The 26,223-nt window shown below is 69.1% G+C and carries 30 protein-coding genes; 18 read left to right on the top strand and 12 right to left on the bottom strand.

Features of this window, described 5'->3' with window-relative positions:
• Positions 1–10 precede the first annotated feature (10 nt).
• The 5 genes from AB0A65_RS10020 to AB0A65_RS10040 all read left to right on the top strand — a co-directional run bounded on the left by AB0A65_RS10020 (position 11) and on the right by AB0A65_RS10040 (position 5,155).
• A complete protein-coding gene (locus AB0A65_RS10020; RefSeq protein ID WP_359949258.1) occupies positions 11–874 on the top strand; it encodes a sugar ABC transporter permease in 864 nt (287 codons plus the stop codon).
• On the top strand, positions 874–1,692 hold the full coding sequence (locus AB0A65_RS10025) for a carbohydrate ABC transporter permease (protein ID WP_359949261.1): 819 nt from the start codon (positions 874–876) through the stop codon (positions 1,690–1,692). Before AB0A65_RS10020 ends, AB0A65_RS10025 begins: the two co-directional genes overlap by 1 nt.
• A 2-nt stretch (positions 1,693–1,694) precedes the next feature.
• Positions 1,695–3,578, top strand: a complete 1,884-nt coding sequence (locus AB0A65_RS10030; RefSeq protein WP_359949264.1) for a beta-L-arabinofuranosidase domain-containing protein — start codon at positions 1,695–1,697, stop codon at positions 3,576–3,578.
• A 156-nt stretch (positions 3,579–3,734) separates the two neighbouring features.
• Positions 3,735–4,523, top strand: coding sequence for an inositol monophosphatase family protein (locus AB0A65_RS10035; protein WP_359949266.1), 789 nt, complete (start codon positions 3,735–3,737; stop codon positions 4,521–4,523).
• On the top strand, positions 4,523–5,155 hold the full coding sequence (locus tag AB0A65_RS10040) for a phosphotransferase (RefSeq protein WP_359949269.1): 633 nt from the start codon (positions 4,523–4,525) through the stop codon (positions 5,153–5,155). The genes AB0A65_RS10035 and AB0A65_RS10040 overlap by 1 nt, the downstream gene beginning before the upstream one ends.
• A 62-nt stretch (positions 5,156–5,217) precedes the next feature.
• Here the strand turns inward: AB0A65_RS10040 and AB0A65_RS10045 are convergent, their stop codons facing one another.
• Complete coding sequence (locus AB0A65_RS10045; RefSeq protein WP_359949272.1) at positions 5,218–5,472, bottom strand: DUF397 domain-containing protein; 255 nt, start codon at positions 5,470–5,472, stop codon at positions 5,218–5,220.
• A complete protein-coding gene (locus AB0A65_RS10050) occupies positions 5,444–6,283 on the bottom strand; it encodes a Scr1 family TA system antitoxin-like transcriptional regulator (RefSeq protein WP_359949275.1) in 840 nt (279 codons plus the stop codon). Before AB0A65_RS10050 ends, AB0A65_RS10045 begins: the two co-directional genes overlap by 29 nt.
• Before the next feature lie 321 nt (positions 6,284–6,604).
• Between AB0A65_RS10050 and AB0A65_RS10055 the strand changes: the two genes are divergently transcribed.
• On the top strand, positions 6,605–6,907 hold the full coding sequence (locus AB0A65_RS10055) for a hypothetical protein (RefSeq protein WP_359949278.1): 303 nt from the start codon (positions 6,605–6,607) through the stop codon (positions 6,905–6,907).
• Positions 6,900–7,205 carry a hypothetical protein gene (locus tag AB0A65_RS10060; RefSeq protein ID WP_359949281.1) on the top strand — a complete coding sequence of 102 codons (306 nt, stop codon included), beginning with the start codon at positions 6,900–6,902 and terminating at the stop codon, positions 7,203–7,205. The genes AB0A65_RS10055 and AB0A65_RS10060 overlap by 8 nt, the downstream gene beginning before the upstream one ends.
• Before the next feature lie 78 nt (positions 7,206–7,283).
• Here the strand turns inward: AB0A65_RS10060 and AB0A65_RS10065 are convergent, their stop codons facing one another.
• Complete coding sequence (locus AB0A65_RS10065) at positions 7,284–8,207, bottom strand: saccharopine dehydrogenase NADP-binding domain-containing protein (RefSeq protein ID WP_359949284.1); 924 nt, start codon at positions 8,205–8,207, stop codon at positions 7,284–7,286.
• A gap of 154 nt (positions 8,208–8,361) precedes the next feature.
• Between AB0A65_RS10065 and AB0A65_RS10070 the strand changes: the two genes are divergently transcribed.
• From AB0A65_RS10070 to AB0A65_RS10100, 7 genes are all read left to right on the top strand, one after another.
• The gene (locus tag AB0A65_RS10070; RefSeq protein WP_359949287.1) at positions 8,362–8,820 is read left to right on the top strand and encodes a hypothetical protein; all 459 of its coding nucleotides are present in this window, start codon (positions 8,362–8,364) and stop codon (positions 8,818–8,820) included.
• A gap of 20 nt (positions 8,821–8,840) precedes the next feature.
• The gene (locus tag AB0A65_RS10075) at positions 8,841–9,251 is read left to right on the top strand and encodes a hypothetical protein (protein ID WP_359949290.1); all 411 of its coding nucleotides are present in this window, start codon (positions 8,841–8,843) and stop codon (positions 9,249–9,251) included.
• A 65-nt stretch (positions 9,252–9,316) separates the two neighbouring features.
• The gene (locus AB0A65_RS10080) at positions 9,317–10,066 is read left to right on the top strand and encodes an SDR family NAD(P)-dependent oxidoreductase (RefSeq protein WP_359949293.1); all 750 of its coding nucleotides are present in this window, start codon (positions 9,317–9,319) and stop codon (positions 10,064–10,066) included.
• Between the two features lie 81 nt (positions 10,067–10,147).
• Positions 10,148–10,531 carry a nuclear transport factor 2 family protein gene (locus AB0A65_RS10085; RefSeq protein ID WP_359949296.1) on the top strand — a complete coding sequence of 128 codons (384 nt, stop codon included), beginning with the start codon at positions 10,148–10,150 and terminating at the stop codon, positions 10,529–10,531.
• 67 nt (positions 10,532–10,598) lie between these two features.
• Positions 10,599–11,345: a class I SAM-dependent methyltransferase gene (locus AB0A65_RS10090; protein ID WP_359949300.1), complete on the top strand. Its 747-nt coding sequence runs from the start codon at positions 10,599–10,601 to the stop codon at positions 11,343–11,345.
• A gap of 56 nt (positions 11,346–11,401) precedes the next feature.
• Positions 11,402–12,631 carry an MFS transporter gene (locus AB0A65_RS10095; protein ID WP_359949303.1) on the top strand — a complete coding sequence of 410 codons (1,230 nt, stop codon included), beginning with the start codon at positions 11,402–11,404 and terminating at the stop codon, positions 12,629–12,631.
• A 10-nt stretch (positions 12,632–12,641) separates the two neighbouring features.
• Positions 12,642–15,200 carry an NACHT domain-containing protein gene (locus AB0A65_RS10100; RefSeq protein ID WP_359949306.1) on the top strand — a complete coding sequence of 853 codons (2,559 nt, stop codon included), beginning with the start codon at positions 12,642–12,644 and terminating at the stop codon, positions 15,198–15,200.
• Here the strand turns inward: AB0A65_RS10100 and AB0A65_RS10105 are convergent.
• Together AB0A65_RS10105 and AB0A65_RS10110 are read right to left on the bottom strand one after the other, a co-directional pair.
• Complete coding sequence (locus AB0A65_RS10105; protein WP_359949309.1) at positions 15,178–15,771, bottom strand: amino acid transporter; 594 nt, start codon at positions 15,769–15,771, stop codon at positions 15,178–15,180. The genes AB0A65_RS10100 and AB0A65_RS10105 overlap by 23 nt on opposite strands.
• Entirely contained in the window at positions 15,768–16,172 is a 405-nt protein-coding gene (locus AB0A65_RS10110) for a VOC family protein (protein WP_359949311.1), read from the bottom strand. The genes AB0A65_RS10105 and AB0A65_RS10110 overlap by 4 nt, the downstream gene beginning before the upstream one ends.
• 166 nt (positions 16,173–16,338) lie before the next feature.
• On the opposite strand from AB0A65_RS10110, the gene AB0A65_RS10115 reads away from it, so the two are divergent.
• Positions 16,339–16,794, top strand: a complete 456-nt coding sequence (locus AB0A65_RS10115; protein WP_359949314.1) for a hypothetical protein — start codon at positions 16,339–16,341, stop codon at positions 16,792–16,794.
• Between the two features lie 56 nt (positions 16,795–16,850).
• Here the strand turns inward: AB0A65_RS10115 and AB0A65_RS10120 are convergent, their stop codons facing one another.
• A complete protein-coding gene (locus AB0A65_RS10120; protein WP_359949317.1) occupies positions 16,851–17,240 on the bottom strand; it encodes a helix-turn-helix domain-containing protein in 390 nt (129 codons plus the stop codon).
• A gap of 163 nt (positions 17,241–17,403) precedes the next feature.
• On the opposite strand from AB0A65_RS10120, the gene AB0A65_RS10125 reads away from it, so the two are divergent.
• Entirely contained in the window at positions 17,404–18,852 is a 1,449-nt protein-coding gene (locus tag AB0A65_RS10125; protein ID WP_359949320.1) for an MFS transporter, read from the top strand.
• Between the two features lie 58 nt (positions 18,853–18,910).
• On the opposite strand, the gene AB0A65_RS10130 is transcribed toward AB0A65_RS10125, so the two are convergent.
• From AB0A65_RS10130 to AB0A65_RS10140, 3 genes are read right to left on the bottom strand one after another with little or no spacing between them, the layout of a single operon-like run.
• Positions 18,911–19,453, bottom strand: coding sequence for an RNA 2'-phosphotransferase (locus tag AB0A65_RS10130; RefSeq protein ID WP_359949323.1), 543 nt, complete (start codon positions 19,451–19,453; stop codon positions 18,911–18,913).
• A gap of 5 nt (positions 19,454–19,458) precedes the next feature.
• The gene (locus tag AB0A65_RS10135) at positions 19,459–19,875 is read right to left on the bottom strand and encodes a hypothetical protein (RefSeq protein WP_359949326.1); all 417 of its coding nucleotides are present in this window, start codon (positions 19,873–19,875) and stop codon (positions 19,459–19,461) included.
• 47 nt (positions 19,876–19,922) lie between these two features.
• Positions 19,923–20,303 carry a DUF1304 domain-containing protein gene (locus AB0A65_RS10140; RefSeq protein ID WP_359949329.1) on the bottom strand — a complete coding sequence of 127 codons (381 nt, stop codon included), beginning with the start codon at positions 20,301–20,303 and terminating at the stop codon, positions 19,923–19,925.
• Between the two features lie 85 nt (positions 20,304–20,388).
• Between AB0A65_RS10140 and AB0A65_RS10145 the strand changes: the two genes are divergently transcribed.
• Positions 20,389–20,796 carry a hypothetical protein gene (locus tag AB0A65_RS10145; RefSeq protein WP_359949332.1) on the top strand — a complete coding sequence of 136 codons (408 nt, stop codon included), beginning with the start codon at positions 20,389–20,391 and terminating at the stop codon, positions 20,794–20,796.
• Here AB0A65_RS10145 and AB0A65_RS10150 read toward each other — a convergent pair.
• From AB0A65_RS10150 to AB0A65_RS10160, 3 genes are all read right to left on the bottom strand, one after another.
• Positions 20,793–21,584, bottom strand: a complete 792-nt coding sequence (locus AB0A65_RS10150; RefSeq protein WP_359949334.1) for an FHA domain-containing protein — start codon at positions 21,582–21,584, stop codon at positions 20,793–20,795. The genes AB0A65_RS10145 and AB0A65_RS10150 overlap by 4 nt on opposite strands.
• Before the next feature lie 60 nt (positions 21,585–21,644).
• The gene (locus tag AB0A65_RS10155; RefSeq protein ID WP_359949337.1) at positions 21,645–23,432 is read right to left on the bottom strand and encodes a serine/threonine-protein kinase; all 1,788 of its coding nucleotides are present in this window, start codon (positions 23,430–23,432) and stop codon (positions 21,645–21,647) included.
• 72 nt (positions 23,433–23,504) lie between these two features.
• The gene (locus AB0A65_RS10160) at positions 23,505–24,632 is read right to left on the bottom strand and encodes a Gfo/Idh/MocA family oxidoreductase (RefSeq protein ID WP_359949340.1); all 1,128 of its coding nucleotides are present in this window, start codon (positions 24,630–24,632) and stop codon (positions 23,505–23,507) included.
• Between the two features lie 169 nt (positions 24,633–24,801).
• Here AB0A65_RS10160 and AB0A65_RS10165 point away from each other — a divergent pair, with 169 nt between their 5' ends.
• Positions 24,802–26,187: an extracellular solute-binding protein gene (locus tag AB0A65_RS10165; RefSeq protein ID WP_359949343.1), complete on the top strand. Its 1,386-nt coding sequence runs from the start codon at positions 24,802–24,804 to the stop codon at positions 26,185–26,187.
• Positions 26,188–26,223 lie beyond the last annotated feature (36 nt).

Raw genomic sequence — 26,223 nt, forward strand, 5'->3', positions numbered from 1 at the left:
AAGGAACCCGATGCGACACTCGCGCAAGCTGGCCGGCGCACTGTACGCCGCCCCCGTGGCGGTCTTCGTGCTGGTCTTCTTCGTCGCGCCGCTGCTGCTGGTCGGACGCATGTCCGCGTCCGACTGGCCGCTGCTGGCGGGCGACCGGGGGATCAACCTGCCCGACAACTACGCCGGGATCGCCGACAACCCGCTGTTTTGGCCCGCGGTCGGCTTCACCCTGAAGTACACCGGCATCGTCGTGGTGATCCTCATCGGACTCTCGCTGCTGCTGGCGCTCATCGTCGCCGACCGCCGCAAGGGCACCGGGTTCTTCCGATCGGCGTACTTCCTGCCGACCACCCTCGGGCTCGCCTCGGCCTCGCTGCTGTTCTTCGGCTTCTACAGCCCCGCGATCGGCCCGCTCGACCCGCTCATGGAGTGGCTCGGCGTCGGACCGGTCTCGTGGCTCGGCACCCCCACCGCCGCCCTCTGGTCCACAGTGGTGCTCATCGTGTGGAAGTTCGCCGGGTTCTTCATGATCATCCTGCTCGTGGGCCTCCAGTCGATCCCGCCGGACGTCTACGAGGCGGCCCGCCTCGACGGCGCGAACCGCTGGCAGTCGTTCTGGCACGTCACGATCCCGCTCCTGCGGCCCGCGCTCGGCCTCGTGCTCATCCTCTCGGTCACCGGCTCGCTCCTCGCCTTCGACCAGTTCTTCATCCTCACCAAGGGCGGCCCCGACAACTCCACGGTCACCGTCGTGCAGCTCATCTACCGGGAGGCGTTCCAGCGCTTCGACCTCGGCGCGGCCGCCGCGATCTCCGTGGTCGTGCTGGCCGCGCTCCTGGTCCTCAACATCGTCCAGTTCCGGGCCCTGAGAAAGGACGCGTGATGAGCACCAAGCTCTGGAGCACCTCCTACTACGTCCTGGCCGGGGCCCTCGCCGTCCTGTTCCTGTTCCCGCTCATATGGACCGGCTACGCCTCGGTCTCCCCGCACGGCGCCACGAACCAGCAGGAGGGCTACGGCTTCGGCAACTACGCGAGCCTCCTCGACTACGACGCCGGGCTCCTCCAGTACCTCTGGAACTCCACCTACACGTCCGTGCTCACGGTCGTGTTCACCCTGGCCCTCTCGATCGCCGGGGGCTACGCCTTCGCGCGGTTCTCCTTCCGCGGCAAGGACACCCTGTTCCTGCTCACCCTCGCGATCCTCATGGTCCCGTACTCGACCCTGCTGATCCCGCTCTACTCGATGCTCGGCGACCTCGGCCTGCGCGACTCCCTCACCGGCCTGGCCCTGGTCCTCACCCTCTACCAGCTCCCCTTCGCGGTGTTCATGATGCGCATCTCCTTCGAGGCGGTCCCCAAGGAGATCGAGGAGTCGGCGATGTGCGACGGCGCCGGGACCTTCGGCGTCCTCACCCGCATCATGCTGTTCAGCGTGTGGCCCGGCCTCATCACCGTGGGCCTCTTCTCGTTCCTGGCCGCCTGGAACGACTTCATCGCCCCGCTCATTCTCGTCAGCTCGGCCGACAAGGCCGTGCTGCCGGTGGCGATCGCGAACCTCCGCCAGCAGTCGATGGGAGCCGTCGACTTCGGCGCGACCCAGGCGGGCGTGGTCGTCATGGCGCTGCCGTGCCTGGTGCTCTTCGCACTGCTCCAGCGCCACTATGTCCGAGGATTCATGTCCGGAGCTATTAAAGGATGAATATGAGAACACCCGTAATGCCCTCCACCGGCGAACTCCGTCCCCTGGGGACGGAGGAAGTGCGCCTCACCGGCGGCCACTGGGGCGAGCGGCAGGCGGTGAACGCCGCGGCGACGATCCGCCACTGCCTGCACTGGCTCGAAGAGCTCGACTGGATCGGCAACTTCGACCGCACGGCCTCGGGGGAGGAGCCGGGGCGGCCGTTCCAGCGCGCCGGGCGCGAGTTCTCCGACTCCGAGGTCTACAAGCTCGCCGAGGCCATGGCCTGGGAGATCGGCCGCACCGGCGACCCGGGCCTGGAGGAGGAGTTCCAGAGGCTCACGGCCCGCATCGGCGCCGCGCAGCACGAGGACGGCTACCTCAACACCGCGTTCGGCAACCCCGGACAGGAGCCCCGCTACTCCAACCTCGAATGGGGCCACGAGCTCTACTGCGCCGGCCACCTGATCCAGGCCGCCGTCGCCCGCCTCCGCAACCACGGCGAGGACGAGTTCACCCGCATCGCCCGCCGCGTCGCCGACCACGTCTGCGACACGTTCGGCCCCGGCGGCATCGAGCGGATCTGCGGCCACGCCGAGATCGAGGTGGCCCTCGCCGAGCTCTCCCGCGCCACGGGCGAGCCCCGCTACCTGGAGCAGGCCCGCCTGTTCATCGAGCGGCACGGCAAGAAGACCTTGCAGGAGAACGGCTTCTACTACCAGGACGACACCCCCGTCCGCGACGCCGAGGTCCTCCGCGGCCATGCGGTTCGCGCGCTCTACCTGTCCTCCGGCGCCATCGACGTCGCCGTGGAGACCGGCGACGAGGAGCTCCTGGAGGCCGTGCGCGCCCAATGGGACCGCACCGTCGCCCGCCGCACCCACCTCACCGGCGGCATGGGCTCGCAGTACGCCGACGAGGCGTTCGGCCGCGACTTCGCGCTCAACCCGGACCGCGCCTACGCCGAGTCCTGCGCGGGGATCGCCGCGGTCATGACCGCGTGGCGGCTCACCCTCGCCACCGGCGACTCCCGCTACGGCGACATGATCGAGCGCATCGCCTGGAACGTGCTCTCCGGCGCGGTCGCCCCCGACGGGGAGTCGTTCTTCTACGCCAACCCGCTCCACCAGCGCACCGCCGACCCCGAGCCGCCCGGCGACCGCGCCCTCTCGCACGTCCAGGCGGGCGGGCGCCGCGCCCAGTGGTTCGACGTGTCCTGCTGCCCGACCAACCTGTCCCGCACGTTCGCCCAGTTCGCCGTGTACGTCGCGACCACCAGCGAGCACGGCGTGCAGATCCACCAGTTCACGCCCTGCACGATCGACACCGTGGTCGACGGCTCCCGCCTCGCGCTCACCGTCGAGACGGACTATCCGGAGGAGGGTCGCGTCACCGTCCGCGTCGACGCCAACGAGGGCGGCACCCGCGAGATCACCTTCCGCGTCCCGGCCTGGGCCGAGGACGTGCGGCTGGTCCACCCCGACGGCTCCGTGCACGAGGTCGACCCCGCCGCGGTCTCGGTGGGCCGCATCGGGGAGTTCAGCCCCGGCGACGAGCTCCACCTGGAGTTCTCGGTCGCCCCGCGCTGGACCTTCCCCGACCCGCGCGTGGACGCCGTGCGCGGCTGCGCCGCCGTCGAGCGCGGCCCGGTCGTGCTCTGCGCCGAGTCCGTGGACCTCCCCGGCGGTGACCTGGACGAGCTCACCGTGGACACCTCCGTCGCCCCGGTCCTGCGCGACGGCGCGGTCCACGTCGCCGCCCGCGTCCACGACCGCGCCGACGCCTGGCCGTACGGGCCCGCCGCGGCCGACGACGACGGCAAGGCCGCGGAGGTCCCGCTCCTGCCGTTTAGACTCCGCGCCACGCGGGGACCCGCCGCGATGCGGGTGTGGCTGCCCGTCACCTGAGTGGTTTTAGGCCGGTGCGCCCCGCTTTGCGGGCGCACCGGCCCCGGATTCGCCGCGATTGTCGGAAAAATCGCACTGGGAGTCCAAGTGGCGCTTGGTCTTGCACGTCTAGGATGTGGTCCGTCGGGTGGGTTTGACGAGACGAGGAACCGAATAATGAGCGATCTTCTGGATTTCCTGGGCACGGCCGAGCAGGCGGTCGCGACCGCATCGGAGGTCATCCGGACCGGCCTCGGGCGCGAGCGCTCCATCAGCGGCAAGGGCGACCGCGACTACGCCACTGACCTGGACTTCGCCGTCGAGGACGCCGTCCGCGAGTTCCTCGCCGCCGAGACCCCCGACATCCCGCTCCTCGGCGAGGAGCGCGGCCGCACGGGCAACACCGAGTCCCACTACGAGTGGGTGCTCGACCCGATCGACGGCACCGTCAACTTCGCCCACGGCTCCCCGCTCTACGCCGTGTCCCTGGCCCTCACCCGCAACGGCATCTCCGTCGTCGGCGTCGTGGAGGCCCCGGTCAGCGAGGAGCGCTTCACCGCCGCCCTCGGCCACGGCGCGGCCCTGAACAAGCACCCGCTCACCCTCCGCGGGCCCTCAGAACTCTCGGACGCCGTGGTCGCCTTCGGCGACTTCGGAGTCACCGCCGAGTCGGTCCGCCGCAACACCCAGCGCCTGGAGCTGTTCCGCCGCCTCGTGCCCAAGATCCAGCGGGTCCGCATGCTCGGCACCGCCGCGCTCGACATGTGCTGGACCGCCGCTGGCCGCGTGGACGCCGCCTACCACTCGTTCATCAACCCGTGGGACGTCGCCGCCGGGGTCGTCATCGCCCGCGAAGCGGGAGCGCTCGTCACCGACATCGACGGCGTCGACTACGACACCAGCGCCACCTCGATCCTCGCCTGCAACCCCGAACTCCACCGGGCGCTCCTGGCCGAGATCGCGTAATGCACCTCCTCTCGTCGGGCAGGGCCTCGAAGGTATACGCCCTGTCCGACAATCGGGTCCTGCGCCGCTGCTCATGGGACCTCGAACCTGAAGCCCGCCTCATGGCCCACCTCCGCGACCAGGGATATCCCGTCCCCGAGGTCTTCAGGATCGACGGCAACGACATGACCATGGAACGCCTCCACGGCCCCACCCTCGCCGAGGACCTGTTCGCGGGCCGCGTCGCCCCGCCCGCAGCGGCCGCGCTCATGCTCGACCTCCTCGAACGCCTCCACCGCATCCCCGCGCCCGACTGGCTCCCCGGCGAGACCCGCGGCCTGGACCTCAACGGCCGCAGCGTGCTCCACCTCGACATGCACCCCGAGAACATCATCGGGACCGCCGATGGCCCGGTGGTCATCGACTGGACCAACGCCGCCGCGGGCGACCCGGCCGTGGACCGCGCCGTCTCCTGGACGATCCTCGCCGAACTCGACCCCGAGTCCCTCCCCCTCGACCCGGCCCCGCTGCGCGACCCGTTCGCCCACACCTTCTCAGCAACGGCCCTCGACACCGCCCTCCGCTTCCGCGACGCCGACACCGGCATCACAGAGGCCGAACACGCGAGAGCCCGCGCGCTGGCGGCCCTCTAGACACCGAAAACGGGAGAGGCGACCGCAGCGCGGTCGCCTCTCCCGTTCGGGTCTGTATTCGCTTAGCCCGCGGCCTTTGCCAGAGCGGTGAAGTCGGCGGCGGTCAGGTCGAACACCGGGGATTCGGTGTCGAGCTTCGAGTCCCGCAGGTGGAAACCGGCGTCGTCGGCGCAGAACGCGACTTCGACGCAGTCGGAGTTGTTCCCAGAACCGCTACGAGTGCTCTTGCGCCAGGCCCGGCGGACTTCGACGCAGTCGGAGTTGTTGCCGCCGCCGCTGCGGGTGCTCTTACGCCAGACGGTAACGCCAGTAGTCATCGTTGTAGACCTCGATCCGGATCGCCTGTTTCCAAAGGATCTTGCGGATCTCATCGTAACTTGCGATGCGGTTGGGGTCATCTATGAGCCAGCTGGAGTCGGCGATCTCGGCGTAGGCGATGTCCGGCCCGGCCAGCTTGCTGTTGCCGACGCTGTAGATGCTGAAGTTGCTCCGCTGGGCGAGGACCGGGCCGCGAAGGACGCGGATGAGGATGCCGGGCTTCTTCGCCAAGCGGCGCATGTGCGCCAGCTGCTCCTGGTAGAGCTCCTCGTCCATCATCCGCAGTTGGAGGAGCGCGGTCTCCCCGATGAGGATCTGGATCTGCGGCCGGTCGGTCCGGGCTCCGATGTCCTCGATGCGCATCTCCTTGAAGTCCCAGCCGCCGTCCATGAACTCGTCGTTTGCGAGCGGCTCGGCCAGGCGGACGACGAGGTAGTGGTAGCCCTGGAGCTGAAGGATTCCGGGGATCATGAGCGCGTCGAACTTGAAGATCTCGCCGTAGAAGCGTTCGGCGAGGGAGATGTACAGGGCGTTGAACCGCTGGTCCGCCTCCAGCGCCTCCCACTCCTCCGCGCGGGCGTCGGACGCCTTGACCATGTACTCGGCCATCTCCTCGTCGTAGCCGCACTCCTTCGCCAGCGACCCCATGATCCGGGCGTGCGGGCTGGATCGGCCCGCCTCGTACGCGCGGTAGGTATCGGTGGACACGTGGCACTTGCGCGCGATCTGCTCCTGCGTCTTCCCCACTTTCTCTCGACCGGTCCGCAGCATCATGCGGATGAACCAGGCTCCCGATTCCGTTTTCGCCATCGCAGCTCCCAAGGTGGTGGTCCTTGACGTGTTCGGACCATCACTATGGCACACGCCGGTCCTGTTGCGCCTCTGTGAGAAACGCTGCGGGGTGTTCCGACCGTGCAATTGCCACTGTGAGTCGTCCACGGTCCTCGGATCACAGTTCCGCTGTGCCGCAAGGGATTACATATTGTGACCTGCGATTTTACCGTCTAGAGTCATGGCTGTCGAGAGGCATCGCGGCTCAGGATTCGGCCCGTTCGCTCTCGAAATGGTGCCCGCTGCGGGAGAAGCGCGCGAGCAAGTGTCGGAAAGCTGACAGTCCGAAAGGGATTTACGATGGGAACAGTACACCTTACGAGTGAAGGACCCGAGTCGCAGGGCCTCGTCCGCGGGACCTTCGCCGACGAGTACCGGACCTACACGGTCCGGGCCGCGGGCCCGGTCGAGCCCGACTCGTTCCAGGTGCTCACCGGCCCCGGCAACACCGACGTCGTGCTCGTCGTCTCCGGCCTCAACTCGGGCGACCTCAAGGCCACCTGGGGCCGCTTCTGGAACGGCCTCAAGCCTCACGCGAAGATCTGGGTCGAGGAGCAGGCGTTCCGGATCTTCTACCGCGAGGCGAGGTTCTGCAATGGTTAGCGAGGACGACTACAACCTCCGCTCCGACGGCAAGCCCGGCATAGACGGCTACCTCGGCGACTTCCAGCGCGGCCCGGCCGTCTTCACGCTCTACACGCTCGGTTCCCATCCGGCCCAGACGCCCCGCGTCACCAACTACCTCCTCGACGTCGAGGACGGCGCTGGCCCCCGCCAATGCTGCCGCTTCACCGACGACCCCGAGGACACCCCCGAATGGGCCCTAGCCTGGGACGGCGACGAGTGGACCCTCTGGATCATGGCCCAATGCCTCGCCCTCATCACCAAGCCCGACACCTGACCTGATCCGCACTCCCTCCCCAAGGGGCCGGGCAGGTTTGGTGGAACCTGCCCGGCCCCACCCTCACACGTTGTCGCTCTAGCGCGAAGCGACCCAGCGGACCTCTTCGGCCAGCAGGTCGAGCGCCGTCCCGACGGGCCGGTAGCCGAGTTCGAGCGCGGCGGTCGTGTCCAGGACCATGGCGGTCTGCCAGGGGTGGCGCCCGCGCTCGGCGTCCTCGGTGCGCACTATCGTGCCGTCCCAGGCGATCTCGGCGGCGACGGCGCGCACGATGTCCTCGGCGGTCGGAGTGTCAGGGTCGGCGGCGTTCAGGATGCGCGCCTTGGGCTTCGCGGCGACGACCTCGATCAGGGCGGCGACGTTGGAAGCGGCCGAGAGGTGGTCGGTGACATCGCCGTATGCGAGGTCGAACCGGTCGGCGTCGCTGCGCATCCGCTCGATGACGGCCCGGGTCCGGGCGTTGCGGGCCCAGCGGCCGTGGACCTTCGACGGCCGGAGCACGGTGACGGGAAGCCCCGAATCGAGCGCGACCCGCTCGGCCGCGGCCTTGCAGGGACCGTATCCCTCCCTTGTGAACGGATCGGTCCCCGGCGGCGCGGGCGCCAGCGTGGGTCCGTCCTCAGTGAGCGGACCGTCGAACCGCGGCGGCACCTCCCCGTTCAGGTCCCGCCCTTCGCGATCGACGTAGACCGCCCGCCCCGAGACGACCACCGGGCAGGCGACCGCGCCCATGACGGGCAGCATCGCGGCCACGTCCTCGCCGGTGTACGCGACCAGATCGACCAGCAGATCGACCCCGTCCCCGACGAGACGCCCCACCTCCCGCACGTCGCCCCGCTCGACCTGCCGGAACCGGACCCCGGCCTCCGTCAACTCCGCGGGCATCCGCGACGGGTCCCGCCCGGTCACGGCGACGTCCCACCCGGCCCTCGCCAACCGCAGCGCGGTAGCCCCGCCGACAGCCCCGGTCCCGCCCAACAGCACTGCTCGCCTCTGATGCACCGCACCACCTTAGACGCGCAGACGCGAGACCCGCCCGCACTGTCGACGCGCCAGCGCAGGACCGCCGGGCTCCTGCCGCCGTTCTGCCTCGTGATCGGCGTCTCTATCCGAAACGATGGACTGAAGTCACCCTGCAATGAAGGAGGGACAGTCCATGACTACCAAATCCAGGCTGCTGATGTCGCTGCTCGCGGCGTTCGCGATGGTCCTAGCGGGCCTCAGCGTCGCCGGAACCGCGACGGCCGCCCCGTCAGGTGCCGACGGGCACGCCGTAGCGGCCGACGTCCAGGGGCCCGCCGATTGCGATCTCGGCTCCATCGCCAACAACGCGACCAAGTCCGGCTCGAACATCCGCGGCTCGGGCCACATCTGGCTCAGCGGGTCCGGCTGCTCCGGGAACTTCACGGTCAAGCTCCACCTGTCGGTCCTCACCAATGGTGTGTATGTGCCGGTCAAGACCGTCAATTGGACGGTGTCCGGACCGTACGACGCCTATTACAGCATCGCCACGCCCTGCAAGCGCGGCCAATGGGTCGCCCACATCATCGTCCAAGGCCACGGCAAGAACTCCGACGATTTCAGTGACACCCGCCTGAACGTGACCTCGTGCTGAGGCCCGGAAAGGACCAGACCATGAAACTCCGACAATGGATCACCCGCGCCGCGGTGACCTTCATGTTGGTCGCCGCCGGGGCCTTCGCCGCGGCCGTCCCGGCCTCCCAGGCCGCCGCCGCTCCCTCGGCCGAGGCCGCCTGCGGCATCGTCGCCAGCGGCATCAACGGGCCCGACAAGGTCCAGACGATCGTCCAGGTGCGCTTCCGCGTCCATGTCTCCGGCTGCTCCGGCCAGTACTGGACCGAGTACTCCAACGTCAGCGGCCCCGGCGCCTCCGACAACGGTCGTACCAAGACCTTCCGCGGCGACCAGAACTACGTGCTCACCATGAACGTCACCTGCCGCTCCGGCTCCTACTACGTCTCCCTCCAGATCATCGGAGACACCTTCAACGCCTTCCACGACACCACCAAACGCATATCCTGTTGACCTCGGCACGTCGCTGAACCCGGCAGGCCGCCCGCGGGCGGCCTGCCGTCCGTATGCTCCGGCGTATGAGCATTGAGGCACCGCGACCGACGGCCCTGATCACAGGCGCCGCATCAGGAATCGGCGCGGCCTTCGCCGAACTCCTTGCCGCCGAGGGCTATCGGCTCATTCTGGTGGACCGCGAACCCCTACCGTCCCCCTCCGGTGGGGAGTCGATCCGGGCCGACCTCACCGACCCCGGCGACCTCGCCCTGATCGAGGACCGCTGCCGCTCCGGCCTCGACCTCCTCATCAACAACGCGGGCTTCGGCCACCCGACCCGCTTCCTCGAAACCCCCATCGAAGCCGAGATCGCGATGGCCCGCCTGCACATGGAGGCCGTGCTGCGCCTGACCCACGCCGCCCTCCCGGCGATGCTGGACCGGCGCAGCGGGGAAGTGGTCAACACCGCCTCGCTCCTCGGCTTCTTCCCCAGCTCGACCTACTCCGCGTCGAAGTCCTGGGTCATCAACTTCACCCAGGCGACGGCGAAAATGGCGCGCCCCCAAGGCGTCACGGTCATGGCCCTCTGCCCCGGCTTCACCCGAACCGGCTTCCACGACACCGCCCGAATGGACATGACTAAAGTCCCGGCCGCCCTCTGGATGACCCCCGATACGGTTGCCGCTACCGCCCTCCGCGACCTCCGCAAACGCAAACCCCTGAGCATCCCCGGCTGGCACAACAAACTCATAGCCGCCGTCACCCGAACCCTCCCCCCGTCCCTCACCATCCGCCTCCTCGCCACAACCGACGTACGGGCCCCGTCCCGCTGACGCGTACGCCCCAGGGGGTATGGGCAAAGGCAAACCTCCGGCCGACGCCGCCGGGCCGTCCCGCGGGCAGGCTTGGGAACCATGCAGCAGCTCAAGAGCACCGATCCCAAGCAGTTCATCGCCGACTTCTACATCGGCTTCACCCGCGACCTGCTCGCCGGCGACGAGGATGCGGCGCTGGTCGTCGACCGCTACCACACCCCTGACATCGTCCAGGTCGCCGACGGGAACCCCATCGACCGCCAGAAGCTCATCGACCACACGCGGCCGGTCCGCAAGAACCGGCCGACCATCCGCATGGAGGTCCACGACGCCGTCCTGGACGGCGACCTCCTGGCCGCCCGGTACACCCTGCACTCCTCGCAGCGCGGCAAGGACGTCTCCATCGACGTCCACTTCTTCGGCAGCTTCACCACGGACGGCCGGATGCGCAAGGCCCACATGCTCACCCGCGCGCTCTCTTGACCCATCCCGAGGGCTTCCGCGCCGCAAACGGTTCGACACGGCCGCAGGCGTGCGGAATCCTGGGGCGATGGAATCGAACGACATTTGGGACGCCGAGACGGCCCACAGGTACGACACGCCCGGCGAAGGCATGTTCGCGCCGGAGGTCCTCGACCCGACGCTCGACCGCCTCGCCGGGCTCGCCGACGGCGGCCGCGTCGTCGAGTTCGCGATCGGCACCGGCCGCGTGGGCGTGCCGCTCGCCGAGCGCGGGGTGCCCGTGACCGGGATCGAGCTGTCCCCGGCCATGATCGCCCAGCTCCGCACCAAAGTGGACGACGAGGCGCTCCCGGTGCTCGAAGGCGACATGACTACCGTCCGGGCCCCCGGCGAATTCACCCTCGCCTACCTAGTGTTCAACACCATCTCGAACCTGCTCACCCAAGACCTGCAAGTGGAGTGCTTCCGCAACGCGGCCCGGCACCTCGTCCCGGGCGGCCGCTTCGTGATCGAGCTGTGGGTCCCCGAACTTCGCGCACTCCCGCCGGGCCGCAAGGCCACCGTCGGCATCGTCGAGGACGGCTACATCCTCCTCGACACCTATGACCCCCTCACCCAGCACTTCGTCTCCCACCACTTCACTTTCGACGAGTCCCGCCAAGCCCGCCTCGGCCGCTCCCCTCACCGCTACATCTGGCCCTCCGAGCTCGACCTCATGGCCCGCCTCGCCGGCTTCCACCTCGAATCCCGCCACGCCGACTGGCAAGGCACCGAATTCACCGCCGACTCCCCATCCCACGTATCCGTCTACCGCCTCCCCGCCAGCGGAAGCTGACCATCACCGCCACAACCGCAGGGCGGCCCCTCGCCGCCCTGCGCGCCTCCAAATGGATGATCAGCGGCTTCCTGATCTCATTCACCGGCAGCATGTTCGCCGAAAGCGCGCTCCCCGCCCTGATCGCGGTCGGCGTCCTGCCGGTCGTCTCGCTGACCCTCTTCCGCACCGCGGGCATGGTCCTCGACATGGGCACGCCCCTCGCAATGCGCTTCCTGGCCCGCTTCAGTCCCGGCCGACTCCTCCAGACCTGCGAACTCATCGACATCGCCCTCTGCTTGACCGCCCTGGCCCTCATCACCGCCCTCGACGTCCCGATCGCCGCGGTCATCATCGTGTACCTCCTCGCCACGACGATCCTCCCGCTGGTCGTCGACGTCGCCGAAGAGCTCTACATCGCCCAGGTCTCCATGGCCAGCGAAGACGCCGCCGTCCGCTACAACGCGGCCATCTCCTCCTCGACCGCACTCCTCGGCTTCGTCATCGCCCAACCGCTCGGCGCCTTCATCGCAGAGCAGTCGGTTGTCCTGCTCCTGATCGCCAACACCGCACTCTCAGCCGTCGCGCTCACGGCCCGCACAATCTCCAACCGAATGCTCCCGACGACCCCGTTCGAGCAGACCGAATCAGGGAGAGACCGGAATCGTCAACGAATCTCTCTGCGGCAGAAGGCGGTGTTCGCATTCAGCCTCGGAACAATCTCCCCGATCATCTCCGGCTCGCTCGCGCTGGCGAACGGCATCATCGGCGGCTACGTCGTCATCTGGGCGGCCAGCAGCGGATCGAACCTCCTGGCACAGACGGGTATCGGCCTGCTCTGCGTCGGCCTCGGCGCCGCCATCGGCCCCCTCACCGCCAGGCACGCAATCCGCCGAATCGAATACTCCACCGCAATGATCACCGCTGCCGCGATCCTCCTCGCCAGCCTCACCATTGCCCTAATCGCCGCCACAGCCCTCCCCTCCCACTCCACCGCAACGACCTCCCTCACCTGGCTAGCGCTCCTCGGCGCCGCATTCGCCCGCTCTGCCGCCATGGTTCTCTACGCCTCCGCCCGCCAAGCCCGCCTCAAAGGCCCCACCCTCCTCAGCGCCATAGGAACCAGCCGCTCCTTCTCCGCCGCAGGAACCCTCACAGGAGTCTGGCTCGGCCTCACCCTCGCAGTCGCCGACCACCCGGCCCTCGGACTAACGCTCGCCGCCTTGGTGATTGCCGCGATGCTCCTATTCATGACCCTCCGCAAGGGCGACACTCCGATACCCTCGACTCAACCCCTGAGCCCATAGGAGCCCGCGAATGTCCGTCGCAGGTAGAGCGATCACCTCAATACTCGGCCTGTCGGGTCTGCCCCTCACCTGGCTGGTGATCGACCAGAACCTGGCCAAACCCTGGTTGGCGGTTCTCCTCCTGGTCCTGTACGAGGCAGTGATCGGTCTCGGCGCAATGATGCTCTCCGTCGCCCAACAGACGGTCCGCACTCGACTAGAGCAACTTGCCAACTTCACCGACCTCGCATTGGGCCGCCGTGTCTCCCGCTACGCCCGCCACTACCGCCGCTATGTGATCGAGCAGAACGCCCACATCAACGCCCGGGACCTCGCCCACACGCCGAGTCATATTCCGGAGCTCGACGCGGTGTACGTCGACGTCGGCCTGGTCCCCGACTCGCCCTCCAAGCGGCCCGGAGGTCTGCTGCCAATCGGGCGCGACGACGGTCGTACCCGTCGCCCCATCCACGAGTTCCTCGACCGCAGCGAACCCGCAGTCCTGGCAGTAATCGGCGCCCCCGGCGGGGGCAAGACCACTCTGCTGCGCCACACCGCGAGCCGGGCCGCCGCGGCGAACAAGAGGGATCAGCGACGCCGGGTTCCCGTCGTGCTGGCCCTTCGGGACCACTCCGAAGAGCTGGCCGAGGACCCGGACCTGTCGCTGGCCGATGTGATTCGCGCGAGCGTCGGCAGGCTCGACGTCCTCGAACCCGCAGGGTGGTGGGAAACCCAACTCCGTGAAGGCAACTGCCTGATCCTCTTCGACGGACTCGACGAGGTCGCCCGCAACGAGGACCGGCTCGCGGTCTCCGAGTGGATTGCGATGCAGAACGCCAAGCACCCGGGGAACGACTTCGTGGTGACCTCCCGTCCGCACGGCTACCAGACGGCGGTGATTCCGAAGGCGGTCGTGCTTCAAGTCCGGCCGTTCACCTCCCGGCAGATCACCAAGTTCGTACACGCCTGGTGTGTGGCGACCGAGCAGTTCGCCACCGGCAAGTCCGGCTCCGAGATCGAATACCGCGCTAGAGAGGACGCGGAAGACATCCTCGTCCAGCTGAATTCGGCGCCGGTCCTCTATGAGCTGGCGGTCAACCCGCTGCTCCTCACGATGATGGTCACGGTCCACCGCGAGCGCCGAGCCCTGCCCACAGGCCGCGCCGAGCTCTACAACCAGGTCTGCGACGTCATGCTCTGGCGTCGCATGGAGTCGAAGAAGCTGGAAGTCAGACCCGGAGGGCCCGTCCGACAGCGCATCCTCTCCCAGCTCGCCTACAACATGATGCGCGAAGAGACCCGCGACTTCCCCCGAAGCGAAGTGATCTCTGTCTTCGGCCGAATGCTCCAGAGCGGCGACACCGAGATCAGTGCCGAGGATCTGCTTGAGAGCATCGTGAATTCGAGCGGTCTCCTCATCGAGCGCGAACGCGATCTGTTCTCATTCTCTCACCACACCTTCTGCGAGTACCTGGCATCGGTCCATATCAGAGCAAACGGGCTCGGCGCCCAGCTGGAGGAAGTGGTCGGCAATCCTTGGTGGCGCGAGACGACGCTGCTCTACGTCGCGGACAACGACGCCACCGGGATCGTCTCTGCTGCGGTCGCCCGTGACACCGGCGACTCGCTCTCCCTCGCCTTCGACTGCCTGAACCATCATGCTCAGATTGACCGCGGTCTTCGAGACGTCATCGAGCGAATCCAGGAGGGAGCATTCCGCGTAGGCGCGAGTCGCGAGGATCGACTCCGAGTTGCCCGAGCATTGTTCTCCAGCCATACCAACAAGGTGATCCAGCTTGAAGGAGGCAGCTGGATATGCGCGAACCCGATTCCGGACGATCTCTACTGGCTCTTCACGAAGGACTGGAACTCAGTGCTCCCACCCGACGGCTTCCGCGGCCTAGATCACTTGTCTCCGGCTCCGGCCGCGGGCATGTGGGCGAGAGAGGCTTTGGAATTCCTTGACTGGGCCAACAGCCTTGCCGTATCCGAGAACAGGACCATGTTTCGGTTCCCCACACCCGAAGAGCTCTTTACGATGCGGTCCGCATCTCATTGGCAACGGGCTTGGGTAGCTCCGGAAGCGGACTCACATGATCTGGTGCCGTATAGCTTTACAGAGGGGCTGGTGCGCGGTGCGTTCGGATGGACGCTGGTGCCGAACTTCGAGGCTGACCGGGACGATGGGTTCCTCTCAGAATCTATGGCCGAGATTGCGATCAACTACCTCGTTGAGAGGAAACGAGCGGGAATGATGGTAGATGTTCCGCTTGATCCTTCCTGGATTGTCTTGCATCTCGGACAGGCTCGTCAGGCATCGTACTCGGCAACATTTCCGCAGTCATTCATAGAATCGGTAGAGCGGCTCCTAGAAAAAGCCGTCGGCTCCGCGGAACGTAGGACGGTTCCGCAGCCTGAAGACTTCGCTCACATCCGGCTTTCGGCGGTCGATCTCGCATCTGAGGCCGATGAGCAGGGCGATATGACGACCGCGGACGAACTACTCAAAGTGGCGTTCTACATCACCTGGTATCAAGCGCGGCTCAAAGGTAGCGAGCCGCTTGAGGTCATCTACCTGGTCCGCGAGTGAGGTTGATGGCGCTGTCGAGCCATTGGCGTTGTTCGGGGGTGAGGATTGGTAGGGCTGCCTTGAAGTCGAGTTCGTCTTTGGGGCGGGGGCCTTTGGATTTGTAGAAGAGTTGTATCTCGGGAGCGAGGTAGGGGAGTCCGTCGTGGGTGGTGCGGCCTATGTCGGGGATGGGGCGGCGGATTCTGGGGTCTCGGCGGGAGACCCAGTGGTCGCCGTCGGCGTTGTCGAGCATGAACTGGAAGGACCAGGGGTGGTCGGCGGTGGGGCGGCACCAGATGTCGTGGATGTGGTGGGGGAGGATTTCGCCTGGGCGCCAAGGGCGGAGGGTGCCGGGCGGGTCGGCGGCCCACCATTCCCAGTCGGGGAGGACCGCTTGGATGGCGGGGTGGTCGCGGTGGAGCATGAGGACGTCGACGTCGTTGTGGGGGCGGACGGGGCGCCCGACGGCGAGTTCGATCGCCCAGCCGCCGGCGATCCACCAGGGGGCGTCGAGGCCGGCGAGGAGGGCCTGGATCTCGTGGAGTGACGGCGGGTCCCAGGCCCCGGCCGGGTCGGCGAACGGGGCGGTCATGCGTCGATGTCCGGGCCGCCCTTGGCGGACCACCAGTCGCGCACCAGGCAGAACGGGTGGCCTGCCGGATCGGCGTAGACGCGCCAGCCCTGTTGGTCGTCGAGGAGGGTGGCGCCCTTGGCGAGGACTTCGGCCTCGGCCTCATCGAGGTCGGGGACGGCGAAGTCGAGGTGCATCTGCTGCGGGCGTACGGGATCGGGCCATCGGGGCGGGGTGTAGTCGGCGACCGGCTGGAAGAGCAGCGCGAACCCCGATTCGAGGTGCAGGGTCGCGCTGCCGTCGGCGAGCGACCAGCGCCGGTCCGGCTTGTCGACGTCCCCGCCGAGGATCGAGCGGTAGAACTCGGCGAGGGCCGTCGGGTCGGGGCAGTCGAGGACGACGCATTCGAAGTGTGCCTTCATTGCCGCATCGTATGGGCCGCGCGCGGTGTGCGAAACGGATTTACGGGCGGCGGTCCCGGGCGGCGGGTTTCGCGTGGGCCATGGACTGGGGTGTGGCGCAGATCACTTGGTTCGTCTAGTCTGGATCGGTTGCAGCCCAGTGCAACTCGAAGAAGGAGGAGTGCTCATGAGACTTCGACGTGCTGTCGTCAGCGTGCTGGCGGCCCTGTTGGGTGCGGTGGCCAGTCTGGCCGTCGTCTCCCCGGCGCAAGCCGTGCCGGAATCGTGCACCGATCGCGGCTACACGAACGGTCGGATCGCGCGCACCGACAACGACGACAACGGCGGCGGGGCCTATGTGCTCGCCGACCTGTGCTGGAAGCCGCTCGGCAACGGCTACTACTCGACGTACGTCTACTACTTCGTCCAGGACACCGAGGCGAACGGCGCAGGCGCGGCCATCCGCATGGAGTGGACTGGGATCGACGGCGAGACCCACTACGACGTCGCGGACCCCCGCGCCTGGGCCAACGGCGAGTACGCCTGGGGCCCTTGGAGCAAGAGCAACATCAAGGGCCTCTACGTGCGCGCCTGCCTGACGAACGCAGGCAGCGAAGGCCATCATTGCGGGCCGAAGTCCTAGGCGAGACGCGGGCGGCGGTCCCGGATCTCGTCGATCCGAGAGCGCCGCTCAGTGCATCAGGCGGCGGCGACGAGGGCGTCGTAGCGTTCGCGGGCCTCGATGATGTCGGGGCGGTGGCGTTCGGCCCATTCGAGGAGGCCGGTGAGGTGGCCGTAGAGCTCGCGGGCGGAGTCGGTGGCGTTGTACTCGACCTTGGGCGGGACGGTCGGGTAGACGGTGCGGGTGAGGAGGCCGTCGCGTTCCAGGTTGCGGAGGGTCAGGGTGAGCATGCGGCGGCTGATGCCGGGGATGCTGCGCTCCAGCTCGGTGTAGCGGACCGGGTTGCGGATGGCCGCGACCAGGATCGAGACCGACCACTTGCCGGCGACCCGGTCGATGATCTGGACGATCGGGCAGGCTTCGACCTGCACGTCGGACATCGGGACGTCGTCGCATTCGTTCGCCATGGCATGTGCTCCACTTCACAGAGCGGCACTTGAGGGGGATGAGCTGGAGAGGAACATCCGTGTATCCCCCGGTACATGAAAGTGCCTTCTTACGGACGGCTCCATTGGAACACATGATTGCTCCAGGAACAAATCGTTCCCCAAGAGCTGAAGGAGCCCCGGAATGTCCACCGCAACGGAAGCGAGCCTGAGCCGCCGCTGGCTCACCGTCATGGTCCTGCTCGCCGCCCAGGTCATGATCATCCTCGACCAGAACATCGTCACGATCGCCCTCCCCGCGATCCGCGACGACCTCGGCTTCTCCCCGTCGAACCTGGTCTGGACCGTCAACGCCTACGTGATCCCCTTCGGCGGCCTCCTGCTCCTCGCCGGGCGCCTCGGCGACCTCCTCAGCCGCAAATGGGTCTTCATCGCCGGACTGGCCCTGTTCACGATCTCCTCGGCGGCCATCGGGTTCGCCGACACGCAGGGCCTGCTCCTCGCCGGACGGTTCGTGCAGGGCATCGGCGGCGCCGTCGCCTCCGCGGGCCTCCTCGGCATGGTCGTGATGCTCCTGCCCGAACCCGCCGAGCAGGCGAAGGGCATCGGCGCCTTCGGGTTCGCGTCCGCCGGAGGCGGCGCGCTCGGCAGCGTCGTCGGCGGCGTGCTCACCGAGTCGATCGGGTGGGAGTCGATCTTCTTCATCAACGTGCCGCTCGGCGTGATCGTCGGCGTCCTCGCCTGGCGCCTGCTGGCGAACGACCGCGGCATCGGCCTCAAGGCCGGGGCCGACGTGCTCGGCGCCGTCCTCGTCACCGCGGGCGTCATGCTCGCCGTCTACACGCTCATCGAGGTGGAGCACCAGGGCTGGAACTCCATGCGCACCATCGGCTTCGGCGCCCTCGCCGCGCTGCTCCTCGCCGGGTTCTTCGTCCGCCAGGCGAAGGCCGCCACACCGCTCGTGCCGCTGCGGATCATGTTCTCCCGCAGCGTCGCCGGGGCCAACCTCGCCCAGGCCCTCATGGTCGGCGCCGCGTTCGGGTTCATGTACTTCACCGTCCTCTACCTCCAGCAGGTGCTCGGCTTCCAGCCGCTGCACGCGGGCCTCGCGTTCCTCCCCGCCCCGCTGGTCATCGCCTCCGTGTCTCTGTGGGTCGCCCCGCGCCTGCTCACCAGGTTCGCGCCCCGCAGGATCGCCATCGTCGGCCTCGCCGTCATGGTCCTCGGGTTCGTGCTCTTCGCCCAGATGCGCGCCGACGGCGCCTACCTGACGGACGTGCTCCCCGGCATGGTCACCGCCCCGCTCGGCTTCGGCCTGACCATGCCCGCCCTCATGACCCTCGGCATGGCCGACTCCAAGCCCGAGGACGCCGGCGTCACCTCAGGCCTGTTCAATACCGCCCAGCAGGTCGGCGGCGCCGTCGGCCTCGCCGTCATCAGCACCGCCGTCTCCGCCCGCACCGCCGCCCTCCTCGACGGCGGCACCGCCCAGGCCGAGGCCCTCACCGCCGGATACCGGCTCGGCTACACCATCGCCGCCGTCATGGTCGCCGTCGCGTTCCTTGTGGCGGTCACCGTGATCCGGGTCCGCAAGACCGAAGCGGCCCAGCCCGAACCGGTCCCCGTCGCCTAAAAGAACGACAAGGCCGCCGTCCCCAACGAGGGACGGCGGCCTTGCGGTGTCCAGATGTTCAGTCGGGGAACGCGATCGCCCACGGCGGCACGGACTCCGTGAGCCACACGCCGTTGTCCGAGCGGAAGAACTCGTGGCCCTCCGCGGCCATCCGGGCCGCGTCGACCACCAGGACGACCGGCCGCCCGCGGCGCGAGCCGACGCGGACGGCCGTCGCGTAGTCGGGCGACAGGTGCACGTCGTGGCGGTCCATCGCCTTCAGGCCCTCGGCGCGGATCGCGGCCAGGAACCCCTCGGCCGTCCCGTGGAACAGCTCCGCGGGCGGGTCGAGGGGCTCCAGGCCCAGGTCGACATCGACGGTGTGGCCCTGGCTCGCGCGGATGCGGCCGTCGCGGATCACGTACCGCCGCTTGTCGTTCCGCTCCACGACCTCGTCCAGCTCGGCGCGGGTGAGCCGGAAGTGCTGCCGCTCCAGGGCGGCGAGCAGCACGTCCACGTCCACCCAGCCCTGCGCGTCCAGCTCGATCCCGAGCCGATGCGGGTCGTGGCGCAGGTGCCGCGACAGGTACTTCGAGACCTTGACCAGCCGCCGGTCGTCCATCGGACCTACTGCTGCGCCTGCTGCTGGGCGGCGCCGATCGCCTGCACGACGAGCGCGACCTCCTCGGGTCGGCCGATCTTCAGGTTGACCTTCTTCTGCCTGCCGTCGGGTTGGACGCGCAGCACGTTCGTGCCGTCGAACCACAGCCGCTCGCCCTTGGCCGCGCCGTACGCCGAGACCTTGAAGCCCAGCGGCGAGTGCATGGAGATGGTCCCGGCCTCGTACGACGCGAACGGGTTCGAGAACGTGAGGATGCCGATCAGCAGGAACAGCGGGCCGGTGATGATGCCGAGCGCGAACACGCCGGCGACCAGGTTCAGCACGCCGACCACCGCCCAGACGGCGCCGACGACGGTGAACAGCACCGGGTACCAGGTCTTGTAGCGGATCTTCAGGGTCTGCGGGGCAGGGGCATACGCCATCGGGGCACTCCAGTCTTCGGGGAAGGGGGCGCCGCCAGCCTACAAGACTAAAGCTGCGTCAATGAGAACACCAGTGCGAGCAGCGGGAACAGCCCCTGCTTGAGCGCCGACGACGCCATCGAGCGGTCCCGCGCCACCAGCACCAGCGCCGCCAGCAGCATCGAACCGCACGAGGACACGACCAGCGTCCACCCCACCGCGGGCTCCACCCGCACCAGCACCGCGCCGAGCAGGGCCCCGACCGCGAGGAACAGGTTGTACCAGCCCTGGTTGTACGCCCAGGGCTTCACCGCCTCCAGGTCCGCGGGGTCGGTCTTGAAGGTCGCCTGGTGGACCTTCGGGTCGGCGAAGCGCACGCTCTCCATCACGAAGATGTAGACGTGGAGGAGCCCGGCGAGGGCGGCGAGGATCTGAACGGCCAGAAGCATGGAAGCAGTCTCGCCGATCCGCGCCCGCCGCGCCAGTGTTCCAGGTCGAAGCGGTGGTCGCACCCGCCGGTTACGCTTGGTGCCCATGAGCCGCGATCACACTCCTGCGACGGGGAAGACCCGTGACGAGCGCATCCAGGCCGCCTTCATGGGCCTGTGGACCGCGCTCGCCCAGATCGCCGTCGCGGCCGTCGTGGCGATCGCCCTCGTCCTCATCGGCGCCGCCGTCGGCAGCGGGTCCAAACCCGACGACACCGACTGGGAGGGCTTCGAGTGGGTCCTCGCCGCGATCGCGGTCGGACCCCTCGCCGCGGCCGTCGCCGGCCCCCTCATCGCCCGCAGGCTGCGCCTGGCCGCCTGGCCCGCGTTCTTCTGCCCCGTCCTCGCCGCGGTCGCCGTCTCCTACGGCACCGGGGGATTCGTGCTCGGATCAGTGGCGCTCGTGATCACCGCCGTCGTCATCGGCTACGCGGGCGGCCTGCGGGTGCGCTAGTCGTCCCCGAGGACGCGCAGGTCCGGGGGCACGAGCGTGCGCGTGTGGAGCAGCTCGGTGATGAGGTTGTGGTTGAGCATGTTGCCCACCGGCTCGCCGACCTCCTCGCGCGTCAGGCCCGGCACGCCCCCGCCCGACAGGCGCTTGCGCACGTTCGCCACCAGGTGCTCGACCTTCTTCGGCCGCCACTCCTCGCCGCCGATCCCGTTCAGCTCGACCGCGACCTGCTTCCACGACACCGGCTGCGGGTACGCCTCGTGCAGCAGGTACCGCTGCGCCAGGCACACCAGCGCCATCCGCTCGTCGGCCGCGAGGCGCCACGGCCGGTCCTTCAGCGTCGCCGCGCCGGGCGCGGGCGGCGGCAGCCGGCCGTCGTCGCCGGACACGAACAGCTCCACCAGGTGCCTGCGCCGCGCGGTGCCGCTGATGAACACCGGCGTGTAGCCGGTCAGGACCGGCACCGGCTCGTCCTCGGGGAACAGCGTGCGCGAACCGGGGAGCTGGAGCGGCAGGTGCCCGGTGTTCGCGAGCCACCAGTGCCCGCCGATGCGGGCGACGCGGCCGTGCGCGCGGCTGACGCGCCGGTCGTCCTCGCCCACGCACACGTGGACCTCCGGCCGGTTCCGTCCGAACAGGACGACCCGGTCCTCCTTGGGGCGGAACCGGACCCCGCCCGAGACGGACAGCGCGTAGATCGTCCCCGGCACCGCGTCGGCCACCTCGAACGCCAGGCTCGCATGGTCGGGCGGCAGGGGTTCGAGCCCCTCCACCTGGGGAATGTCCGTCATCTCGGCCTCCGGTCTTGTTCCCGCACACCATCGCACGCCCCGCCCGGGACCACTCCCGGATCAGGCGTCGGGGAGGGCCTCGGCGACGGGCCCGGCCAGGTCGAGGGCCAACGCGCACAGGTCCTCCTGGGCGTCCGCCTCGTCGCCGTAGGCGATGACGCGGACGGTCTCGGCGACGGTGGTGCCGTCGCCGTCGGGGCTCGGGTACTGCCGGTTGACGATGGTGACCAGGCAGGAGTAGTCCGCCCAGTGGTCGCCCTCGACGACGGCGGTGCGCCCGTCGAGCTCGGTCAGCTCGCCCTCGTCGGCGCTCACCGGGTCGTCGAAGTCGAACTCGACGCGGATCTTGTCCTCGCTGGTGGTGGAGTACCACTCGCACTCCCATTCGCCGTAGCCCTGCCACGGCTCGTGGGCGTTGACGCCCGGGAACAGTTCCAGCGCTTCGTTGTCGAGCATGTCGCAGGCGTCGAGCGCATAGGTCGAGAGCGGACCGGGGATCTCGGCGCGGCGGGGGACCGGGCCGTCGGCGAGGACGGTGAGCGCGCCCTCGGCGGCGGTGTCGGCGATGGCGCACAGGTCGGCGTCGCCGCTCTCGTACTGCTCCGCGTCGATCGAGATGATGTTGTCGCCGTCGGGCAGCACGAGGCTGCGCTCGCACTGCTCGTGGTCGGACTCGTTGCGGATGAGGCCGATGAGGCCGAACATCTCGGCCTCGCCCTGCTCCGGCTCCTGCTCGGTGGTGTAGAAGTACAGCTCGACGTCCACGAAGCCCTGGTCCGTGTCGACCGCGACGTCGCAGTGCCGCCAGCCGCCGAGGTTCGAGTCCAGGCGGGTCGTGCCGTACGCGCTCAGGGCGTCGAGGTCGAGCAGCGAGCACGGGTCGGCGCTCTTCGCGTCGCCGATGTAGTCCTGGGCGACGTCGGCGGGCGTGCTCCCGCCGGACTCCGCGGGACGGAGCGCGGGCCACAGGACCGCGGTGAGGACGACGAGGGCCGTCGCGGCCGCGGCGGCCCAGATCCACTTGCGGCGCATGGGACTGCGGCGTCGGCCGGTGACGGGCTCTCCGGAGAGGCGGGCGAGCGCGGCCTGCGCCTCGCCGATGCGGACGCGGCGCTTCGGGTCGGCTTCGAGGAGCCGTTCGAGGACCGGCCCGAGGGCCCCGGCGCGCCTGGCGGGCTCGCGGTCGCCCTGGGCGGTGCGCCACAGCAGCGCGTGCGCGTTGCCCTCGCCGAACGGGGTGGTCCCCTCGACGGCGTGGAACAGGGTGGCGCCCAGGGAGAACACGTCGGCGGCGGCGGTGTAGCGGCCGCCGCGCACCACCTCGGGGGCGACGTAGCCGGGCGTGCCGGTGACGGCGCCGGTCCCGGTGAGCGTGGTCTCGGCGTGGACCTGGCGGGCGATGCCGAAGTCGGCGAGCTTCGCCTGGCCCTGCTCGGTGACGAGGACGTTGGCGGGCTTGATGTCGCGGTGGAGGATGCCCTTGGCGTGCACGGCCTCCAGGCCGCCTGCGAGCTGCGCGCCGTACCGGGCGGCCGCGTCGGCGTCGACGGTGCCGAGGTCGGCGAGGGAGCGGCCGGAGACGAACTCCATGACGAGCCAGTGGTCGCCGTCGTCCTCGACCAGGTCGAGGACGGTGACGACGTGGGGGTGGCTGAGGCTCGCCAGCGCCTCGGACTCCTTGCGCACCTTGGCCGCCGCGGCGCCGTCGCCGCCGGTCAGGGCCCGTTTCAGCGCGACCGGCCGGTCGTGGAGCCGCTGGTCGGCCGCCCGCCAGACCTCGCCTTGACTGCCCGACCCGAGGCGCTCCTCAAGCCGGTACCGACCGCCCACGATCCGCCCAGCGCGCACTGGCCGCTCCCACCGATAACCCGAATAGCCCCCATGTGCCGTACTCCACCCTAATGCACCGGAGCGAACCGGTTACTCCCCAACGGGAGCGGTGAAACCGGTTTGCGTCTCCTGCTCGTCGTAGGCGCCGCCGAGGACGTCGGCCACGAGCACGGGCTTTCCGAGGGTCGCCGAGAGGTAGACCGCGCGCACCGTGGCGAGCGCGAGGAGCCCGTCGTCGAGCGTCACCCACGGGTCGCGGCCCTCGCGCACGGCCGCGGCGATGTCGGTCCACTGCGTCAGGTGCGGGTTGGCGTACCCGCCCTGCGGGGTCTCGGCGGCGTCGCGCAGCTCACGGGCGACCTGGTCGCCCTCAAGGCCCTCGGCGTCGCGGGTGTGCAGGAACGTCAGCTCGTCGGCGGCGATCACCGCGGAGCCGTCGGTGCCGTGGACCTGAAGGCGCACACCGAGGTCCGGGTAGGCGGTGGTGGTCGCGTGGAGGGTGGCGAGCGCGCCGCCCTCGAAGCGGAGGATCGCGACGGCCACGTCTTCGACCTCGATGCGCTCGTGCCCGAGGCGCGCGGTGTGGGCGGTGACCTCGACGGGCGTGCCGAGGAACCACAGCAGCAGGTCGAGGGTGTGGACGCCCTGGTTCATGAGGGCGCCGCCGCCGTCGAGCGCCCAGGTGCCGCGCCAGTCGGCGGAGTCGTAGTACGCCTGGGTGCGGAACCAGTCGATATTGGCGACCGCGGAGGTCACGGTGCCGAAGCGGCCCGCCTTGAGCGCGTTGTGGACCGCGAGGGACGCCGGGTCGTGGCGGTGCTGGGAGATGACGGCGACGACCTGGCCGGGCCGCTCGGCGGCGGCCGCGCGCAGGCGGCGGGCCGGGCCCATCGCGACGTCGAGGGGCTTCTCCACGACTACGTGGACGCCCGCTTCGAGGGCCTCCAGGGCGAGGTCGGCGTGGGTGCCGCTGAGGGTGCAGACGGCGACGACGTCGACGCCGCCCGCCGCGAGCGCCGACGCGAGGTCGGGGTGGACGGCGGGCCGCGGCCGCCCGAGTGCGGCGAGCTGGTCGGCGACCGCTTCGGCGGCGGGCGCGTACGGGTCGATCAGGGCCGCGACCTCCAGGTCGGGGGAGTGGGCGGCGACCTCGGCGTGGAGGCGGCCGATGACGCCGCAGCCGACGACGGCCACGCGAAGGGGTGCTTCAGTGCTCACAGTGCTTGTGCTCCTTGGCATTCGGCGATCGAGGGGAACGGTACCCGGGGCGGCCCGGAAATTAACGTCCCGCACCCGCTTGACTTACTAACACTAATGGATTTAGTTTATTGGCACCACGACGACCGGCCCGAACGGATCACGGGCCAGAACCCTCTCAGGAGTTTCAATGATGAAACTGTCCAGGCGCCACGTGCTCGCGGCGGGCTCCAGCGGCGCCGTCCTCGCCGCGACCGGCGCATGCTCGAACCCCGGCGCCAACGGCGAGGCCGAGGAGCTCGACCCCTCGGCCGACGTCACTATCTCCGTCGGCGACCAGCCGACCGAGGACAAGCCCGAAGAGCTCGCGGCCTTCAACGAACGCGTCGCCGAGTTCGAGGCCGCCAACGGCAACATCACCCTCGAACCGTCCGCCGAGGTGTGGGAGGCCCAGACCTTCCAGGCGAAGCTCGCCGGGGGCACCCTCCCCACCGTCATGGGCGTGTCCCTCACCTACAGCTACGAGCTCATCGAGAACGGCCAGCTGCCGGACATGACCCCCTACCTCGACGAACTCGACCTCACCAAGGACCTCAACCCCCTCGCCCTCGACAACGTCAAGGACGACGACGGCAACGTCTACACCATCCCCACCGGCCTCTTCTCGGTCGGCATCGCCTACAACCGCAACGTCTTCGAGCAGGCCGGGCTCGACCCCGACACCCCGCCCGCCACGTGGGACGACGTGCGCGCCTTCGCCCAGCAGATCAAGGCGAACGTCCCCGGCGTCACCCCCTACGCGCAGATGACCACCAACAACACCGGCGGCTGGATGCTCACCACGATGACGTACGCCAACGGCGGGCGCATCCAGGACGAGGCCGGCACCGAGTCCGTCATGGGCGAGGAGACGATCGCCGCGCTCCAGCTCCTCCACGACATGCGCTGGACCGACGACACCATGGGCCGCGAGTTCCTCTTCGACCAGGAGGGCGTGCGGCAGGCGTTCGCGGGCGGCACCATCGGCATGGTCCTCCAGGCCCCCGACGCGTACGACACCCTCGTGCGCGACTACGGCTTCGACCCCGCCCACTTCGGCATCGGCCAGCTGCCGCAGGGCGGCTCGGGCGCCAACGGGACGCTCACCGGCGGCACCCTGAAGCTGTTCGACGCCAAGGCCACCCCGAACCAGCTGCTCGCCGCCGCCAAGTGGATCAAGTACTACGACTTCGACAAGTACTACGACGAGACCGTGGCGCTCGACGACGCCGAGACCAACGCGGCCGCGGGCAACCCCGTCGGCCTCCCCGGCCTCCCGCCGGTGTCGCAGGAGATCTACGACCGCTACCTCGGCTGGATCGAACCGCACATCAACGTCCCCCTGGAGCAGTTCGCGTCCTACACCTCCTCGACGCTGCCGCTCATCGCCGAACCCCCGGCGGGCACCCAGCAGACGTACGCCGCCCTCGACCCCGTCGTGCAGCAGATCCTCACCGACGAGCACGCCGACATCGCCCAGGCCGTCGCCGACGCGACCGAGGTCCTCAACGGGATCATCGCGCAGGCCGCCCGGTAGGACCCCGAGCCGCCGGCCGGGCCCCGCGCCGGGCCC

The sequence above is a fragment of the Glycomyces sp. NPDC047010 genome (assembly GCF_040644205.1).
Classification (GTDB): domain Bacteria; phylum Actinomycetota; class Actinomycetes; order Mycobacteriales; family Micromonosporaceae; genus Glycomyces.